We start from the raw sequence: 15,683 nt of genomic DNA on the forward strand, positions 1-15,683 counted from the left end.
ATCCACGAGGTATTGTGCAATGATGGCGCCGGGCCTGATCGTCCCGTCGCGTCCCTTTCAGAGCCTGGGAGAACTAGGCAGTCTGGAGACGCCTGGCGCTTCCCGATCCAGGATAGGCGCAAGATCGGGCGTGTTCAAAGCGGCGCTGGCGATTCCCACTTTCGTAAAAAAAGCCCCGGCTCATTTCCGCACCGGCGTACAGTCCATCACCTTCGTGCCATTGCCGGAATTCGTGACCTTCAGGCGCTGCTTGCCGCTCGTTTCGTCTTTTTCGAGATGATATTGCAGCGTGACGGGTGCCTCGCGTTTGCCGCCGACCGTCCGGGCCGGAAAGAACTTCTCATAGGCCTTGCCGTCCTTTCGGAGCCTGGCGACATTGTCCAGCGAGACGAGCGCCAGGTAGTTCTCGAGATCCGAAGCGACGACGAGCTTGTCGCCCTTGTCGCCATAGAGCGCGACCAGTTGCTGGGTGACCTTTTTCGCGGGGAGATGGGTGCAGGAGAAGGTCATGTAGTCCTCCGGCCGCTCCTGGGCCGTGGCCGGCACGGCCGCCAGGACCGCGAGCGCAACGGGTAGAATACGCCTCATCCCCGTCACACCGGATCGGCCGGCAGGAAGGCCCAGCTCATCGTGTGCTCGCCCTCCGGCAGGGTCATCACGATCTGCACGCTACGGCGCGGCCCCTCGGGGTTGGCGAGATGCGCGGTCTCGGCCAGCGTGAACGGAACATCGGCCAGGAACAGCCATTCCTTGCCGCTCGGCAGGGTGATGACGATCTGGGTGTCGCCATTGGCGGGCCGGGCGGCGACGGCGGGGTGGAGGTGGAAGCGCAGCAGCACCGGCTCCTTGCCCTTCCAGGGCTCGGATTTGTGGTCAAGGAAGCTGTCGCGGCCCTCCAGCGCGCCGGTGATCTGGCTCAGCGTCAGCTCGCGCTGGTGGATCAGGCCGTAATCGTGGCGGTAGCCGTCATGGGAGGCGGTGATGGTGCTGGCCGCCGGCGAGTTCTCGCGCTGCACCGGCACATGCTTGGGGCCGGAGAGGATGGCCCGGCCGCCCAGGCTCGGCGCCGTTGCACCGGGCTTCCGCGTGCCGCCGGCGAAATGGCTGGAGGAAGCGTCGGCCACGATGGCGGTGGAATGGGCGCCGGTGGAACGGGCGAGGTGCCGCCAGTTCTCGCGGCCCGGCGCGGGCGCGCCGCAATTGACCACGATGCGGAAATTGTCGGCCGAGAACTCGAAGGCGAGCGTGCCGGCATGGGCTTCCTGCGAGACGTTCACCGGCGGCGGCTTGCCGGTATCGACCAGCAGCACGGCGCCATTGGCCTCCAGGCGCTGATAGCCGCCATGGGGGGCGTTCTGCACCGGCTTGCCGCGGGCATCGTCATAGGCGAGCAGCGTGGCGATCAGATGGCTCTGGGTGTAGCCCATGCCGTTGAAGGCGGCGAAGGCGCCGTCGGCATGGCGGAAGAAGCGCAGCATCGGCATCATGCGGTCGATGGCGCCGATCAGCTCGGGCGGGGCGACGGCATTGCGCGCGGCGAAGGATTGGCGCAGCGGCAGCAGGTCGAGCAGCAGCTCGATATTGGCCTGCGGGTTGCGGGAGATATGGATGCCGTCGGCCAGGATCTGGCGGTTGAGCTCGCTCACCAGCCAGCGCAGGGCCGGGCGGCGCAGGCCCGCCTTGTTGGAGAGGCACAGGCTCACCTGCATCACCGCGATGGCGCAGAGCAGGCGCGGCATGCCATCGGTGGTGGCGCGGCCGGCATGCAGGAGATAGGAGGTCTGCCAGGCGACCGAGCGCAGGAAGGCGCGGTAGAAGCCGCGATCGGCGCCGTCGAGGATCATCGGCGCCATCGAGACCCAGGCGAGCATGCGCCGCGCCGTCAGCAGCGGGTCGAGCGCCTCGGGCTGGAAGCGCAGGTTCGAGCGCACGAAATCGCCGACGAGGCGGCGCGCCACCTGCTTGCCGGCGGTGCCGTCGGCGGCCCTGAGGTGCCTCAGCCAGGTGAAGCCGAGCAGGGTCTCGCGCCAGGCCGGCGAGGGCGGGGCGATGGCGAAGGGAGAGACCTCGTTGAGCACGATCGTCTTGGCGACGAAGGTGAAGCGGCCGAGCACGAGTTCGGCGGCGCGGGTGGGGTCGGCGGCCCTCAAATCCTGCGGGGCCAGCACCAGCTTTTCAGGGTCGCCGCGGCCGAAGCGCCAGCGCATGAAGGGCAGGAGGTAAAGGCGCGTCAGCACGGCGCGGCCGGATTGCGCGGCAGCAGTGAGGGAGAGACGGAGCTTGGGGCCCAGAGTGCCTCGGCTCATTCCTGACGCGGACCTCCAGAGAAGGGAACGAAGGGACGGGCGCCCGAAGCGGGCATGCCGACGTCGGCGATAGGCTCCTTGTGGCCATTGCGTGAGCTTCGCGCAAGCCTCGGGCCGGCGATTTCAGCGACATGGCCCCAGTTTTAAACGGGGGAGGGGCGGCGGATACGCTGGCCGTCGCCCAGAAAGACGCGACAAGCCCTCTCCACGAAGTGGTCTTTGCATTTCTGAAAGAAATGCATGGGGTGGCCGAGCGAAGCGAGGTCGGGAGGGGTGTAGCGGGCAGCGCGTCTCCTCTCGGATGCTTGCGCGACCGTCGTGCCATCTTGTCATGCTTATCGCACTGCCCGCCACACCCCATCCGCCCGAACTTTGTTCGGGCACCTTCCCCAGCTTCGTGGGGAAGGCTTCCCGCGCTTTACGCGGCTACCCCTTCCGCCGCATGCGTGCGGCGAAGAAGCCGTCCATGCCCGCCATCACCGGGTCGGGATCGGGCAGGAGGCTCGGCAAAGTGCGCAGGAAGCCCTCGGGCGTGATGGCGCCCTCGATGCCGCCGATATCGTCTGATAGCACCGGCTCCAGGGCGAAATCCTTACTGCCGTCGAGGAAGCGGGCGATCTGCTCCTCGCCCTCCTCCCGCTCGAGCGAGCAGGTGCAGTAGACGAGGAGCCCGCCGGGCTTCACCAGGCTGGCCATGCGGCCGAGCATGCGGCGCTGCAGATCGGCGACCGCACCGATGTCGCGGGCGGATTTGCTCCAGGCGACGTCGGGATGGCGGCGGATGGTGCCGGTGGCGCTGCAGGGGGCGTCGAGGATGACGGCATCGAAGGGCTCGGCCTTCCAAGCCTGCAAGTCATTGGCGAGGATGTCGGCCGTCACCACATCGGCCTCGAGGTCGAGGCGCTTGAGGTTCTCGCTGAGGCGCTGCAACCGCGCCGCCGAGCGGTCGACCGCGGTGACCTTGGCGCCGGCGGCGGCGACCTGGGCGGTCTTGCCGCCGGGGGCGGCGCAGAGATCGGCGACCCGGAGCCCCGCGACATCGCCGAGCAGGCGGGCCGGCAGGGCGGCGGCGGCATCCTGCACCCACCATTGTCCGGCCTCGAAGCCCTCCAGCGCCCTGATAGTGCCGTTATGGGCCAGGCGCACCGAGCTGGTGGGCAGCAGGCGGCCGCCGAGCCGCTCGGCCCAGCCGGCGGCATCCGCCTTGACGGTGAGGTCGAGCGAGGGCTCGACGCGCTGGGCCGCCGCCATGGCGGCGGCGGTCGCGGTGCCATACTGGTCCGACCAGCGCTTGTAGAGCCAGGAGGGCGTATCCGCCTCGGGCGGGATGGCGGCGAGAAGCTCTTCCTTGCCGGCCGAGATCTTGCGCAGCACGGCATTGGCGAGGCCCGAAAAGGCCTGGGCGCGATCGTCCGCGCGGGCGAGGCGCACGGCAAGGTCCACGGCGGCACGGTCGGGCACGTCGAGGAAGAGGATCTGGGCCGCCGCCGTGATCAGGATGGCTTCGAGCGGGCCGGATTTGCGCGGCATGCCCTTGGCGAGCAGCTTTTCGAGCAGGGTGCCGATGGTGCCGTAGCGGCGCATCGAGACGCCGGCGATCATGCGGGCGAGGGCGAGATCACGCGCTTCGAGCGAGGCGTCGTCGAAGGCGTCTTCCAGCGCCTGGTCCTGGCCGAGGACGCCCGCCACGGCCTTCACCGCAAGGGCGCGGGCGGCAAGGCCGGGAACGTTGGGCCCGGCGGACGGGCGGCGGGCAGGAAAGGGGGGCTTGCTCAAGGGGCTATCAATCCGATTTGCCGCCTCAATAGAGGATTTGGCCGCGGCGCGGAACCCCTGCCGGGCCATGGCAGCCCCGCAAAACCCCCGCTTTTCGCCGCCCGGTCCGTTTCGGCCGGCTGCCTTGCCTCATCGGGCAATCCGTATCATCAAGGGCAGGCCCATGGGCATGGCGGCGGGCGAGCAGGGAGGCGCTTTTGCGCAACATCGATTTCACCTCCTGGCAGAGCCTGCTGGCGACCGTGATCGGCCTCGCGCTCTTCACGCTGATCGGTGTCGGCATTCGCCTGCTGGCGATGTTTACCATCCAGCAGCGGCGCGAACGCCTGAACCGCCAGATCAACGAGCGGGTGCGTACGCTGATCGCGGCCTATCGCACGCTCGGCGGCTCCTTCACCGGTGACCTCACCGTCGATCCGATGCATCTGCGCGAGCTGCGGCAGGCCGCCCCTCCGGCCGGCGGAGAGGCAGAAGGTGAGGTGCCGCCACTGGACCTCAGCGCCGGCAAGGTGGCGCGTTCCGACCGGGCACGCCGCATCCGCGACGCGGTCGAGGCGGCCTTGTCCGACATCATCCTGCTCGGCACCGAGGAGCATGTGCGCCTCGCCAGCCGTGCGGCGCGCGAGCTGGTCGCCGGCCATCCTGTCCACACGCAGGAGCTTGTGATCTCCCTGCGCGCCTTCATCCGCGAGGCCCTCGATCTCGCTCCGATCCCCGCCGATATCGAGCTGCCGGCCCAGGGGCCGGCCCGCCCCTCCGCCTCGGGCGGCGGCGGCAAGGGCGAGCGCGGCAAGGAAGAGGGACGCCAGGGCGGGGGCGGTAGCGGAGGCGGCGGCATAGGCGCTGGCCTGGGCGCTGGCCTGGGCGGCGGAATGGGGCTGGGTCTGGGGTCCCTCGGGCACGAGGACGACCCGTCGTCGGGCCATGGTGCCTGAAGGGCGCCGGGCGAAAAAGGGGCTTTCACCAAAACGCGCTTTGCCCTCAGGCCAAAAAGGCTCTATCGCCTGCCCATGCCCATCGAGATCTTCGTCGACGCCGATGCCTGCCCCGTCAAGGAGGAGGTGTTCCGCGTGGCCGGGCGGCATGGGCTCAAGACCCATGTCGTCGCCAACAGCTTCATGCGCCTGCCGCGCGATCCCCTGATCGACTTCGTGCTGGTACAGGCCGGTCCCGACGCCGCGGATGACTGGATTGCGGCGCGCGCGACGCCCGAGGCCGTGGTCGTCACCAACGACATCCCGCTCGCCAGCCGCTGCATCGCGGTGGGCGCCCAGGTGATCGGCGCCACCGGCAAGCCCTTCACCGAAGCCTCCATCGGCATGGCGCTCGCCACCCGCAACCTGATGGAGCATCTGCGCTCCACTGGCGAGATGACCGGCGGCCCGAGACCCTTCTCCGCCAAGGATCGCTCGGCCTTCCTGCAGGCCCTGGACACGGCGATCATGCGGCTGAAACGGAAGGGCGGATAAACCTTCTCCCCGGCGGGGAGAGCGAGGCCTGCGCCACCCTGTCGCTTGGCGATGGGCCGGCTTGCTCCTATCTAGGATGGGGCAGCCAGGAGACTTTCATGTCCGAGCATGACGAAGAGGCGAACCGGCTTTCGGCCAGGGCGAGGCGCTATGCCCGGGTTGGCGTCAATGTCGGCGGCGTGGCGGCCCGCATGGCCGGATCGCGGCTGATGGGGGGCGGCGGTTCCTCAAGCTCCAATGCGGTGGCGCTGGCCAAGGCGCTCGGCGGGCTGAAGGGGCCGCTGATGAAGGTCGGCCAGCTGCTCTCCACCATTCCCGACGCGCTGCCGCCCGATTATGCCGCCGAGCTTTCCAAGCTGCAGAGCCAGGCGCCGCCCATGGGCTGGGCCTTCGTCAAGCGGCGGATGATGGCCGAGCTCGGGCCGGACTGGGCCTCGCGCTTCGGCAGCTTCGAACATGAACCGGCGGCGGCCGCCTCGCTCGGCCAGGTGCATCGTGCCACCGCCAAGGACGGCACCGCGCTCGCCTGCAAGCTGCAATATGCCGACATGCAGTCGGCCGTCGAGGCCGATCTCGCCCAGCTCCAGGTATTGTTCGCCCTGCACCGGCGCTTCGATCCGGCCATCGACACGCGCGAGATCTACCAGGAGATTGGCGAGCGGGTGCGCGAGGAGCTCGATTATCGCCGCGAGGCCAAGCACACCGCGCTCTACCGCAACGCCTTCGCCTCGCTCGGTATCTCCGACGTGCGGGCACCGCTTGTGTGGCCCGAACTCTCCACCGGCCGCCTGCTCACCATGGACTGGCTCACGGGCGAGCGCATCCTCGCCTTCAAGGAAGCCGAGCTGCCGGTGCGCAACCGGCTGGCGGCGGCAATGTTCGCGGCCTGGTGGCAGCCTTATGCCCATATCGGCATCATCCACGGCGACCCACATCTGGGCAATTACACCGTGTTCAGCGAGGGGGGCGAGCCCTCGGGCATCAACCTGCTCGATTATGGCTGCATTCGCATCTTCCCGCCGGCTTTCGTCGGCGGCGTGGTCGAGCTCTATCGCGGCCTCCTCCAGGACGAGACAGAGCGCGTGGTCCACGCCTACGAGACCTGGGGCTTCCGCAAGCTGAGCAAGGACCTGATCGAGACGCTGAATTTGTGGGCGCGCTTCATTTTCGGCCCGCTGCTCGATGATCGGGTGCGCACCATCGCCGATGGTGTGGCGCCGTCCGAATATGGCCGCAGGGAAGCCTATGCCGTGCACCAGGCGCTCAAGCAGAAGGGGCCGGTGACGGTGCCGCGCGAATTCGTGTTCATGGATCGTGCCGCCATCGGCCTCGGCGGCGTGTTTCTGCATCTGCGCGCCGAACTGAACTTCCACCGCCTGTTCGAGGCGGCCATCGAGGATTTTTCGGTTCAGACGGTGGCGGCCCGCCAACAGGCCGCGCTTGCCGAGGTCGGCTTGTAGGCGGCGGCAAAAGGCCGGAAACGCGTCTCTCATCATTGCCGGATATCACGGCGATCCGGAACCTTGGCTGGATCGCAAGGAGATGCCCGGGACAAGCCCGGGCATGACAAGGTCAGAGCCTGATGTGGTGAAGGCTGCCGAAAATGCCTGGGATTCCCGGCTCAGGAGGCGGGGGCTTCGGTGCGGTGATGCAGCGGATGCCGCACAGCGGCGTGATGCACCCGGCGCGGCGTCATCGGGGCGGCGGGCGCTTCGGTACCCGGTGCCGTCTCCACGGCCGGATCGACGCCCTGGCCGGCATTGGCGTTCCACAAAGGCATGGCCGCTGGTGCGACAGGTGTCTTGGCCTCGTCATAACCGAAGCCGCGTTGGATCGAATAGAAGTCGGTGATGCCATCGGCCTGGGCGCAGGAGGCCGCCGCTGCCAGCCCACATGCGGCCAAAACGGAAGTGATCAAAACTCTCATCGTGTTTACCCTTTGGAATATTGCGGTGCTCTCATGTCATCGCCGTGTCAGAAGTAGAGCATAGCGTTGCCATAAGTATGGCATAAACACAGTGTTCGCGAAGTTGTGACGTTTGTTTCTGGCGTGTTGCTGAAATATTTATCAATGATTGTCAGGATTTTCCGATGCAACTTTTCATTGAGAATGAAAACTATTTGTGGTTGCGGCGGGATAAAAATTCAACGTAGTGGTGATGATGACATCTATGTGGCCGAGAACTGCCGTGGGTGCGGTGGTTGCCATCACCGACCCATCCGCCTATGACAGTCCTCCCACCTTTGATGCCCGAATGCCGCCATGACCCCGATGCAACCGGCCACCGACCTCGCCGATCTCCGCAAAGAAATCGATCGCATCGATGCTGCCATGCATGGGCTCTTGATGGAGCGCGGCGAGATCATCGACCAACTCATCGCCATCAAGCGCTCGCAGGCCTCCGGTTCAGCCTTCCGGCCTGGGCGGGAAGCCTCGATGATGCGCGACATCGTCGGGCGCCATCATGGCATCCTGCCGGTCGACATCGTCGAATCGATCTGGCGGGTGATCATCGCCACCTTTACCCATGTGCAGGCGCCCTACACGGTGCATGGCGACATCTCGCTCGGCAATGCGGCGATGCGCGATGTTGCCCGCTTCCATTTCGGCTTCGTGGTGCCCTATGAGACGCATGACGATGCCGGTGACGTCATTCACGCGCTGAGCCATTCGCGCGGCGACCTCGGCCTGGTGCCGGTGGCCGCTCCCGGCGCCTGGTGGCGGGCTCTGGAAGGGGAGACGGCGCCCAAGATCATTGCCAGGCTCCCCTTCGTCGAGCGGGCCGATCATCCGGCCGCACTGCCGACCTATGTGCTGTCCAAGCCGATCGATGAGCCGCTTTCTTCCAGCGATGTCAGGCTGGTCTCGGCCGTGCTGCCGATGGCCCTGCCCAAGCTGCCGCAGGGCTGGAGCATTCCCGCCCATGCCGGCGCGGCCCTGCTGGTCGCCCTGCATCCGGGGCAGACCATCGTTGCGCTCGCCGAGGCCCTTCCGTCTGGCACCAGCTTCGAGACTGTCGGCTCCCATGCGCCGGCTTTCGTCCTGCCTCTCAAGTAACCTTCGGAATCCCCAGACATGAACGGTCCCGTTCCCCGCAAGGGCATCCTCGACATCGATGCCTATGTGCCCGGCAAGTCGGCGGCGCCCGCTGGCGTCAAGCTTTGGAAATTGTCGTCCAACGAGACGCCGCTCGGTCCGAGCGCCCAGGCCAAGGCTGCCTATGCCGCCGCCGGCGAGAAGCTCGAACTCTATCCCGACGGCGCCTCTTCCGCTTTGCGGGCGGCGATCGCGGCGCGCTACGGCCTCGATCCCGCCCGGCTGATCTGCGGCGCCGGCTCGGACGAACTTCTCTCGCTGCTGGCCTACACCTATCTCGGTCCCGGAGACGAGGCCGTTTACAGCGAGCACGGCTTCCTGGTCTACAAGATCGCCACGCTCGCGGCCGGCGCGACGCCCGTGGTGGCGCCCGAGAAGGACTACACCGCCGATGTCGACGCCCTGCTGGCGCGGGTGACGGCGAAGACCAAGATCGTCTTCCTCGCCAATCCCAACAATCCGACCGGCACCTATCTGCCCTTCGACGAGGTCAAGCGCCTGCATGCCGGCCTGCGCTCCGATATCCTCCTGGTGCTCGATGCCGCCTATGCCGAATATGTGCGGGCGAACGACTATGAATCCGGCCTCGAACTGGTCGCGACCAGTCCCAACGTGGTGATGGCCCGTACCTTCTCGAAGATCTATGGCCTTGCCAATCTGCGCCTGGGCTGGATGGTAGGACCGCCGGCGGTGATCGATGCGGTCAACCGCATTCGTGGTCCCTTCAATGTCTCCGGCCCCGCCATGGCGGCCGGTATCGCCGCCATCCAGGATGACGCGCATGTGGCCGATGCCATCGCCCATAACGACAAATGGCTCGCCTTCCTCACCAAGGAACTCACCGGCCTCGGCCTGGGCGTGACGCCGTCCGTCGGCAATTTCCTGCTGGTGCATTTCTCCAAGGAAGCCGGCAAAGGCGCCAGGGATGCCGACGCTTTCCTGACTGAACGCGGCCTGATCCTACGGCGCGTCGATGCCTATGGCTTGCCCGATGCCCTGCGCCTGACCATCGGCTCGGAAGAAGCCAACCGCCTGGTGGTCGAAACGTTGCGCGAGTTCCTGGGAAAATAACGCGGATTTCTCCTTGTCCACACGCCCTTTCCCACCCTGGGAGAGGGGAGCCAATCCGGAGGCTTTATGTCTGATCTTTCCGCCTTTCCGATCACCAAGCGCTGGCCGGCCCAGCATCCGGATCGGGTCCAACTTTACTCGCTGCCTACGCCCAATGGCGTGAAAGTATCGATCATGCTGGAGGAGACCGGGCTCGCCTATGAGCCGCATCTCATCGACATCGGCAAGAACGAGACCTGGGGGCCCGAATTCCTGTCGCTCAATCCCAATGGCAAGATCCCGGCGATCATCGATCCCCATGGCCCGGGCGGCAAGCCGCTCGGCCTGTTCGAATCCGGCGCCATCCTGCTCTATCTCGCCGAGAAGACCGGCAAGTTCCTGCCCGCCGATGCCGCTGCCCGCTACGAGACCATCCAATGGGTGTTCTTCCAGATGGCGGCGATCGGGCCAATGTTCGGCCAGGTCGGCTTCTTCCATAAATTCGCGGGCCGCGAGATCGAGGACAAGCGCCCATTGCAACGCTATGTCGGCGAATCCAAGCGTCTGCTCGGTGTGCTCGAAACCCGCCTGGAGGGGCGCGACTGGCTGATGGGCGCCGACTACACCATCGCCGACATTGCCACGCTTGGCTGGGTGCGCAACCTCGTCGGCTTCTATGGTGCTGGCGAGCTCGTCGACTATGCGAGCTTGAAGCGCGTGCCGGCCTGGCTCGAACGCGGCCTTGCCCGCCCCGCCGTGCAGCGCGGGCTGGAGATCCCGAACAGAGGCTGATCTTCCCGGGGCAGCGGGCTTTCTGCCGGCTTTTCAATCACTGATGACACGAAAAAAAGCGACGCGGCCGTTTCCGGCCGCGTCGCTTTTCATTTCGAAAGTCCAGGTTCGAGGGCCAGTAAGGGCCGCCGTATCAGGCAGGATTTGCCTTCCTAGGCCTCATCGTGCACAGAAGGTGAAAATTTCCAAGGTTCCCATGTCTGACGCTTCCTTTCTCTTCGACCGGCTCTGCGTGATCGGAATCGGCCTGATCGGCTCCTCTATCCTGCGGGCGGCACGCGGCTACGGACTTGCCCGGACGCTGGTGGCGGCGGACCTTTCGCAAAAGGTGATCGGGCGTGTCGAAGAACTCGGCATCGCCGATGTCGCTACCACGGATTTCGGCGCCGCAGTCACGGACGCCGACTGCGTCATCCTCTGCGTGCCCTCGGGCGCCTTCGGCGTGGTGACCGAGATCATTGCCCCGCATCTCAAGCAAGGCGCCATCATCTCCGACACCGGCTCGGTCAAGGGCGCCGTGGTGGCACAGATGTCACCCTTCCTGCCGGTGGGCGTACATTTCATCCCCGCCCATCCCGTGGCCGGCACCGAGCATTCGGGACCTGATGCCGGCTTTGCCGAATTGTTCGAGAACCGCTGGTGTATCTTCACGCCGGCCGAGGGCATCGATGCCGAGGCTCTGGCGCGCTATCGCGCCTTCTGGGAGAGGCTGGGTTCCAGGGTCGAGTGCATGACGCCCGAGCACCACGATTTGGTGCTCGCCGTCACCAGCCATGTTCCGCATCTCATCGCCTACAATATCGTCGGCACCGCCGACGATCTGGAGGCGGTTACGCAGTCGGAGGTGATCAAGTTCTCCGCCGGCGGCTTCCGCGACTTCACGCGCATCGCTGCCTCCGACCCCACCATGTGGCGCGATGTCTTCCTCAACAACAAGAAGGCTGTGCTGGAAGTGCTTGGCCGATTCTCGGAGGATCTGGCATATCTGCAGCGGGCGATCCGCTGGGGGGAAGGCGACAAATTGTTCGACCTGTTCACACGCACCCGGGCGGTGCGCCGTTCGATCATCGACCAGGGGCAGGAGACCGCTGCTCCCGATTTCGGTCGTCCGCATGGCAAGCAATGAAGCCTGTCGCCGGTGAGGCCTGTCGTATGGCCGCCATCAGCCTCGTCAGGGCCGCCAAATCCTGTCGTTTGCAGGCTAGCGGCTGGCTCGGTTGCGACCTTAATTAGCAGGTGACTTCTCTCCAAGGCGGAACGGAAAGACCATGACCGAAACGGTTATTACTTCGGAAAAGCAAAAGGTCGTGCTGGGCTTCGACAAGCGCTTCGTCATGATCGGCGAACGCATCAACCCGACGGGCCGCAAGCTGCTCGCCGCGGAGATGGCGGCCGGCGACTACTCGCGTGTCGTCTCCGACGCGATCGCCCAGGTCGAGGCCGGTGCCCAGATGCTGGACGTGAATGCCGGCATCCCGCTGGCCGACGAGCCGAAGATCCTGGCCGAATGCGTCAAGCTGGTGCAGGATACCGTGCCGGTGCCGCTCTCGATCGATAGCTCCATCGTCGAGGCGCTGGAAGCCGGCCTTTCCGTCTACAAGGGCAAGCCGCTGGTCAATTCCGTCACCGGCGAGGAAGAGCGCCTCGAGCGCGTGCTGCCGCTGGTTAAGAAATACAATGCAGCCGTCGTCGCCATTTCGAACGACGAGACCGGCATCTCCGAGGATCCTGACGTGCGCTACGAGGTCGCCAAGAAGATCGTCGAGCGTGCCGCCGATTACGGCATCCCGCGCGAGGATATCGTGGTCGACCCGCTGGTGATGCCGGTGGGCGCTATCAACGATGCCGGCCGCAAGCTGATGCATCTCCTGCGCCGCCTGCAGACCGAGCTGAAGGTCAACACCACCTGCGGGGCCTCCAACTTCTCCTTCGGCCTGCCGAACCGCCGTGGCCTCAATGCGTCCTTCCTGCCGATGATGATCGGCGCCGGCATGACCTCGGCGATCATGAACCCGCTGCATCTGGAGGACATCCAGGCCATTCTCGGCGCTGACGTCGTGATGGGCCACGATCCCAACTGCATGAGCTGGATCAAGAAGTTCCGCGAGCCGCAGCCGGAGGCCGCAGAAGGCGCCGGCGCCGGCCGGCGTGAGCGCCGCCGCGCGCGCGGGTAAGGCGCAAATCCCCTCCCCGGGCCGGGTGCAAGGGATCCCCAGCCCAAGCTTCGTCCATCCGGCTTGCAGCACGGACCATGACGAATACTTAAAGGGTTGAGGCTAGACCCTCACCCCAGCCCCTCTCCCGACTCGGGAGAGGGGGGTCTCATGGCAAGGCCCCCGTCAATGACCAATCCGCTCGTCTTCTTCGCACCCTCCGGCAAGCGCGGCCGTTTTCCCGAAGGTACCTCCGTCCTCGAGGCGGCCCGCAAGCTCGGCGTCGACCTCGATTCGGTCTGCGGCGGGCGCGGCATTTGCGGGCGCTGCCAGGTCGAGGTCGGTGACGGCAAATTCCCCAAGCTCGGCATCGTCTCGGCGCCCGACCACGTCACCGAATGGAACGCAGTGGAGGAGCGCTACGTCTCCAAGCGCGGCCCGCTCGCCGAGGGCCGGCGCCTCGGCTGCCAGGCCAAATTGTGCAGCGACGTCGTCATCGACGTGCCGCCCGATAGCCAGGTGCATCGCCAGGTCGTGCGCAAGAGCGCCGCGATCCGAGACATCGCCATCGAGCCGGTGGTAGCGCTGCATTATGTCGAAGTGCGCGAGCCCGACATGCACGAGCCCTCTTCCGATTTCCGCCGCCTGCAGGAGGCGCTGGAGCAGCAATGGGGCCTCAAGGACATCACAGCCCCGTTGGAATCGCTGCGCCTGCTGCAATGGTCGCTGCGCCAGGGCCTGTGGTCGGTGACGGTAGCCATCCGGCATAAGCGCGAGATCGTCGGCATTTGGCCCGGCCTGCATGAGCAGGGCGTGGGGCTGGCCGTCGACATCGGCTCGACCACCATCGCTGCGCATCTGTGCGATCTCGCCAGCGGCGAGGTGTTGGCATCCTCGGGCGTCATGAACCCGCAGATTCGCTTCGGCGAGGACGTGATGAGCCGCGTCTCCTATGTGATGATGAATCCGGGCGGCGATGTCGAGCTGACCACGGCGGTGCGCGAAGCAATCGCCGAGCTCGCCGTGTCCGTCACCAAGGAGGTCGGCCTCAACTCCAACGATATTCTCGAGATGACCGTGGTCGCCAACCCGATCATGCATCATCTCTTCCTCGGCCTCGATCCGACCGAGCTCGGCGGTGCGCCCTTTGCGCTTACCATCGATGGCGCCTACCAGACACGAGCGGCCCATCTCAATTTGCCACTCTCGAGCGGCGCCTATGTCTATGTGCTGCCGTGCATCGCTGGTCATGTCGGCGCCGATACCGCCGGCGTCGTGCTTTCGGAAGGGCCCTATCTCAGGCCGGAAGTGTCGCTGGTGGTCGATGTCGGCACCAATGCCGAGATCGTGCTGGGCAATCGCGAACGCCTGCTCGCCTGCTCCTCGCCCACGGGCCCGGCCTTCGAGGGCGGCCAGATCTCTTCAGGCCAGCGTGCCGCCCCCGGCGCCATCGAGCGCGTGCGCATCGACCCTGTTACGCTGGAACCACGCTACAAGGTGATCGGCTCGGATCTGTGGTCGGACGAGCCGGGCTTCGACAAGGCGGTGATTCGCACCGGCGTTACCGGCATCTGCGGTTCGGGCGTCATCGAGGCGATCGCCGAGATGCTGCTGGCGGGCTTGATCACGCCGGACGGCGTGGTCGACGGTGCCATGGCGACCCGCTCGCCGCGTATCGAAGAGGATGGGCGCACCTTCAAATATCTCATCCGCGAGGGCGAGCCACGCATCGCCATCACCCAGAACGACGTGCGTGCCATCCAGCTCGGCAAGGCCGCGCTCTATGCCGGCGTGCGCCTCCTGATGGATCGCTACGGCGTTGCCGCGGTCGATCGCATCACCCTGGCCGGCGCCTTTGGCAGCCACATCGACGTCAAGCATGCCATGATCCTCGGCTTGGTGCCTGATTGCGAACTCGACAAGGTCGGCTCGGCCGGCAATGCTGCCGGCACGGGTGCCCGCATCGCTCTGCTCAATGCCTCGGCTCGCACGGAGATCGAGGATGTGGTGCGGCGCATCGAGAAGGTGGAGACCGCCATCGAGCCCTCCTTCCAGGCCCATTTCGTCGGTGCCATGGCGATCCCACACAAATCCGACCCGTTCCCCCATCTGGAGGCCGCGCTCGGCGTCACCTTCAAGCGTGGCAGCGGCGATGGAGAGGGGGGCGGGGGCCGTGAGCGTCGGCGCCGGAGGGGGTGATCACGGCGACATGCCTCATGCCGTGATATCAGCCCCTCTCTTGGAAACATCAGGCCTTCCGCGATAGGAAGGGGTGATGTTCGCACTCCAAGGATTGCCCATGCCCGCTTCCTTCACCGGCTTCGGCGAGAAGGCGCTGCCTTTCTTCAAGGCGCTCGAATTTCACATGAATCGCGACTGGTTCCAGGAGAATCGCGGCCTCTATGACAGCGACGTGCTGGCGCCCTTTTCGGCCCTGATCGAGGCTGTCAACGCAGCCTGCATCACCAAGGGGCTGCCGATGCGCGGTACGCCGAAGAGCGCGCTCTTCCGCATCCATCGGGACGTGCGCTTCGCCAAGGATAAGCGCCCCTACAAGACCCATGCCGGCGCGGTGATGACCCGCTCGGGGGCCAAGAATGACCCGGGTCTCACCTATTTCCACATCTCGCCCGAAGGCTGCTTCGCCGCCGTCGGCTTCTACGACCTCGAGCCGAAGCAGCTTGCCGCCTTCCGCCAGGCGATCACCGCCACCCCCGAGCGCTTCCGCGCCATGACAGCCAGGCTTGCAACCGCGGGGCTCGCCTTCGATCCGCAATGGAGCCTCAAGCGTCCGCCGCGCGAAGCCGCCGGCATCGAGGATGCCGATCTGGTCGCCGCCCTGAAGTTGAAGTCGATCGTGGTGAGGAGGCCTCTGCCGGACGCGCTGATCCGCACCCCCGAGCTCGTCGATGCCTGCACGGGCTTGATCGAAGACGCTTTGCCGCTGCTCGATTTTGGCTGGTCGGCTTTGGCGGTGTTGGAGCCGGAACGCGGTTGAAAGACCGGCGAGAAATGAGGTCCGGGGAGGAGCGCATTCGCT

The 15,683-nt window shown here is 66.1% G+C and carries 14 protein-coding genes; 10 read left to right on the plus strand and 4 right to left on the minus strand.

Features of this window, described 5'->3' with window-relative positions:
• Window positions 1-180 precede the first annotated feature (180 nt).
• From ABXS05_RS30220 to ABXS05_RS30230, 3 genes are all read right to left on the minus strand, one after another.
• Complete coding sequence (locus tag ABXS05_RS30220) at window positions 181-588, minus strand: hypothetical protein (RefSeq protein WP_367626450.1); 408 nt, start codon at window positions 586-588, stop codon at window positions 181-183.
• Window positions 589-593: 5 nt separating this feature from the next.
• Window positions 594-2,306, minus strand: coding sequence for a heparinase II/III family protein (locus ABXS05_RS30225; RefSeq protein WP_367626451.1), 1,713 nt, complete (start codon window positions 2,304-2,306; stop codon window positions 594-596).
• A gap of 426 nt (window positions 2,307-2,732) precedes the next feature.
• Entirely contained in the window at window positions 2,733-4,082 is a 1,350-nt protein-coding gene (locus ABXS05_RS30230) for an RsmB/NOP family class I SAM-dependent RNA methyltransferase (RefSeq protein WP_367626452.1), read from the minus strand.
• Between the two features lie 197 nt (window positions 4,083-4,279).
• Here ABXS05_RS30230 and ABXS05_RS30235 point away from each other — a divergent pair, with 197 nt between their 5' ends.
• The 3 genes from ABXS05_RS30235 to ABXS05_RS30245 all read left to right on the plus strand — a co-directional run bounded on the left by ABXS05_RS30235 (window position 4,280) and on the right by ABXS05_RS30245 (window position 7,011).
• Entirely contained in the window at window positions 4,280-5,017 is a 738-nt protein-coding gene (locus ABXS05_RS30235; protein WP_367626453.1) for a hypothetical protein, read from the plus strand.
• A gap of 75 nt (window positions 5,018-5,092) precedes the next feature.
• Window positions 5,093-5,551: a YaiI/YqxD family protein gene (locus ABXS05_RS30240; protein WP_367626454.1), complete on the plus strand. Its 459-nt coding sequence runs from the start codon at window positions 5,093-5,095 to the stop codon at window positions 5,549-5,551.
• A gap of 98 nt (window positions 5,552-5,649) precedes the next feature.
• Window positions 5,650-7,011, plus strand: coding sequence for an ABC1 kinase family protein (locus ABXS05_RS30245; RefSeq protein ID WP_367626455.1), 1,362 nt, complete (start codon window positions 5,650-5,652; stop codon window positions 7,009-7,011).
• Window positions 7,012-7,172: 161 nt separating this feature from the next.
• Here ABXS05_RS30245 and ABXS05_RS30250 read toward each other — a convergent pair whose 3' ends face one another.
• The gene (locus ABXS05_RS30250) at window positions 7,173-7,478 is read right to left on the minus strand and encodes a hypothetical protein (protein WP_311932785.1); all 306 of its coding nucleotides are present in this window, start codon (window positions 7,476-7,478) and stop codon (window positions 7,173-7,175) included.
• 336 nt (window positions 7,479-7,814) lie between these two features.
• On the opposite strand from ABXS05_RS30250, the gene ABXS05_RS30255 reads away from it, so the two are divergent.
• The 7 genes from ABXS05_RS30255 (at window position 7,815) to ABXS05_RS30285 (ending at window position 15,641) form a co-directional block, all read left to right on the plus strand.
• A complete protein-coding gene (locus tag ABXS05_RS30255; protein WP_311932786.1) occupies window positions 7,815-8,609 on the plus strand; it encodes a chorismate mutase in 795 nt (264 codons plus the stop codon).
• Window positions 8,610-8,627: 18 nt separating this feature from the next.
• On the plus strand, window positions 8,628-9,719 hold the full coding sequence (hisC, locus tag ABXS05_RS30260; protein ID WP_311932787.1) for a histidinol-phosphate transaminase: 1,092 nt from the start codon (window positions 8,628-8,630) through the stop codon (window positions 9,717-9,719).
• A 66-nt stretch (window positions 9,720-9,785) separates the two neighbouring features.
• Window positions 9,786-10,490 carry a glutathione S-transferase N-terminal domain-containing protein gene (locus ABXS05_RS30265; RefSeq protein ID WP_311932788.1) on the plus strand — a complete coding sequence of 235 codons (705 nt, stop codon included), beginning with the start codon at window positions 9,786-9,788 and terminating at the stop codon, window positions 10,488-10,490.
• 196 nt (window positions 10,491-10,686) lie between these two features.
• The gene (locus ABXS05_RS30270; protein WP_311944040.1) at window positions 10,687-11,616 is read left to right on the plus strand and encodes a prephenate/arogenate dehydrogenase family protein; all 930 of its coding nucleotides are present in this window, start codon (window positions 10,687-10,689) and stop codon (window positions 11,614-11,616) included.
• 142 nt (window positions 11,617-11,758) lie between these two features.
• Window positions 11,759-12,664 (plus strand): methyltetrahydrofolate cobalamin methyltransferase, encoded by a 906-nt coding sequence (locus ABXS05_RS30275; RefSeq protein ID WP_068299579.1) that lies wholly within the window; start codon window positions 11,759-11,761, stop codon window positions 12,662-12,664.
• 168 nt (window positions 12,665-12,832) lie between these two features.
• A complete protein-coding gene (locus ABXS05_RS30280) occupies window positions 12,833-14,842 on the plus strand; it encodes an ASKHA domain-containing protein (protein WP_367626456.1) in 2,010 nt (669 codons plus the stop codon).
• Between the two features lie 76 nt (window positions 14,843-14,918).
• Window positions 14,919-15,641 (plus strand): TIGR02453 family protein, encoded by a 723-nt coding sequence (locus ABXS05_RS30285; RefSeq protein ID WP_367626457.1) that lies wholly within the window; start codon window positions 14,919-14,921, stop codon window positions 15,639-15,641.
• Window positions 15,642-15,683: the final 42 nt, after the last annotated feature.

Origin of the sequence: Labrys neptuniae (assembly GCF_040797145.1) — a bacterium.
In the GTDB taxonomy this organism is placed as follows: domain Bacteria; phylum Pseudomonadota; class Alphaproteobacteria; order Rhizobiales; family Labraceae; genus Labrys; species Labrys neptuniae.

Excerpts from the sequence above, each read along its gene's own strand:
- ABXS05_RS30220 (WP_367626450.1), bottom strand. The coding sequence starts at position 588 with ATGAGGCGTATTCTACCCGTTGCGCTCGCGGTCCTGGCGGCCGTGCCG.
- ABXS05_RS30225 (WP_367626451.1), bottom strand. The coding sequence starts at position 2,306 with ATGAGCCGAGGCACTCTGGGCCCCAAGCTCCGTCTCTCCCTCACTGCT.
- ABXS05_RS30240 (WP_367626454.1), top strand. The coding sequence starts at position 5,093 with ATGCCCATCGAGATCTTCGTCGACGCCGATGCCTGCCCCGTCAAGGAG.
- ABXS05_RS30245 (WP_367626455.1), top strand. The coding sequence starts at position 5,650 with ATGTCCGAGCATGACGAAGAGGCGAACCGGCTTTCGGCCAGGGCGAGG.
- ABXS05_RS30250 (WP_311932785.1), bottom strand. The coding sequence starts at position 7,478 with ATGAGAGTTTTGATCACTTCCGTTTTGGCCGCATGTGGGCTGGCAGCG.
- ABXS05_RS30255 (WP_311932786.1), top strand. The coding sequence starts at position 7,815 with ATGACCCCGATGCAACCGGCCACCGACCTCGCCGATCTCCGCAAAGAA.
- hisC (WP_311932787.1), top strand. The coding sequence starts at position 8,628 with ATGAACGGTCCCGTTCCCCGCAAGGGCATCCTCGACATCGATGCCTAT.
- ABXS05_RS30265 (WP_311932788.1), top strand. The coding sequence starts at position 9,786 with ATGTCTGATCTTTCCGCCTTTCCGATCACCAAGCGCTGGCCGGCCCAG.
- ABXS05_RS30270 (WP_311944040.1), top strand. The coding sequence starts at position 10,687 with ATGTCTGACGCTTCCTTTCTCTTCGACCGGCTCTGCGTGATCGGAATC.
- ABXS05_RS30275 (WP_068299579.1), top strand. The coding sequence starts at position 11,759 with ATGACCGAAACGGTTATTACTTCGGAAAAGCAAAAGGTCGTGCTGGGC.
- ABXS05_RS30280 (WP_367626456.1), top strand. The coding sequence starts at position 12,833 with ATGACCAATCCGCTCGTCTTCTTCGCACCCTCCGGCAAGCGCGGCCGT.
- ABXS05_RS30285 (WP_367626457.1), top strand. The coding sequence starts at position 14,919 with ATGTTCGCACTCCAAGGATTGCCCATGCCCGCTTCCTTCACCGGCTTC.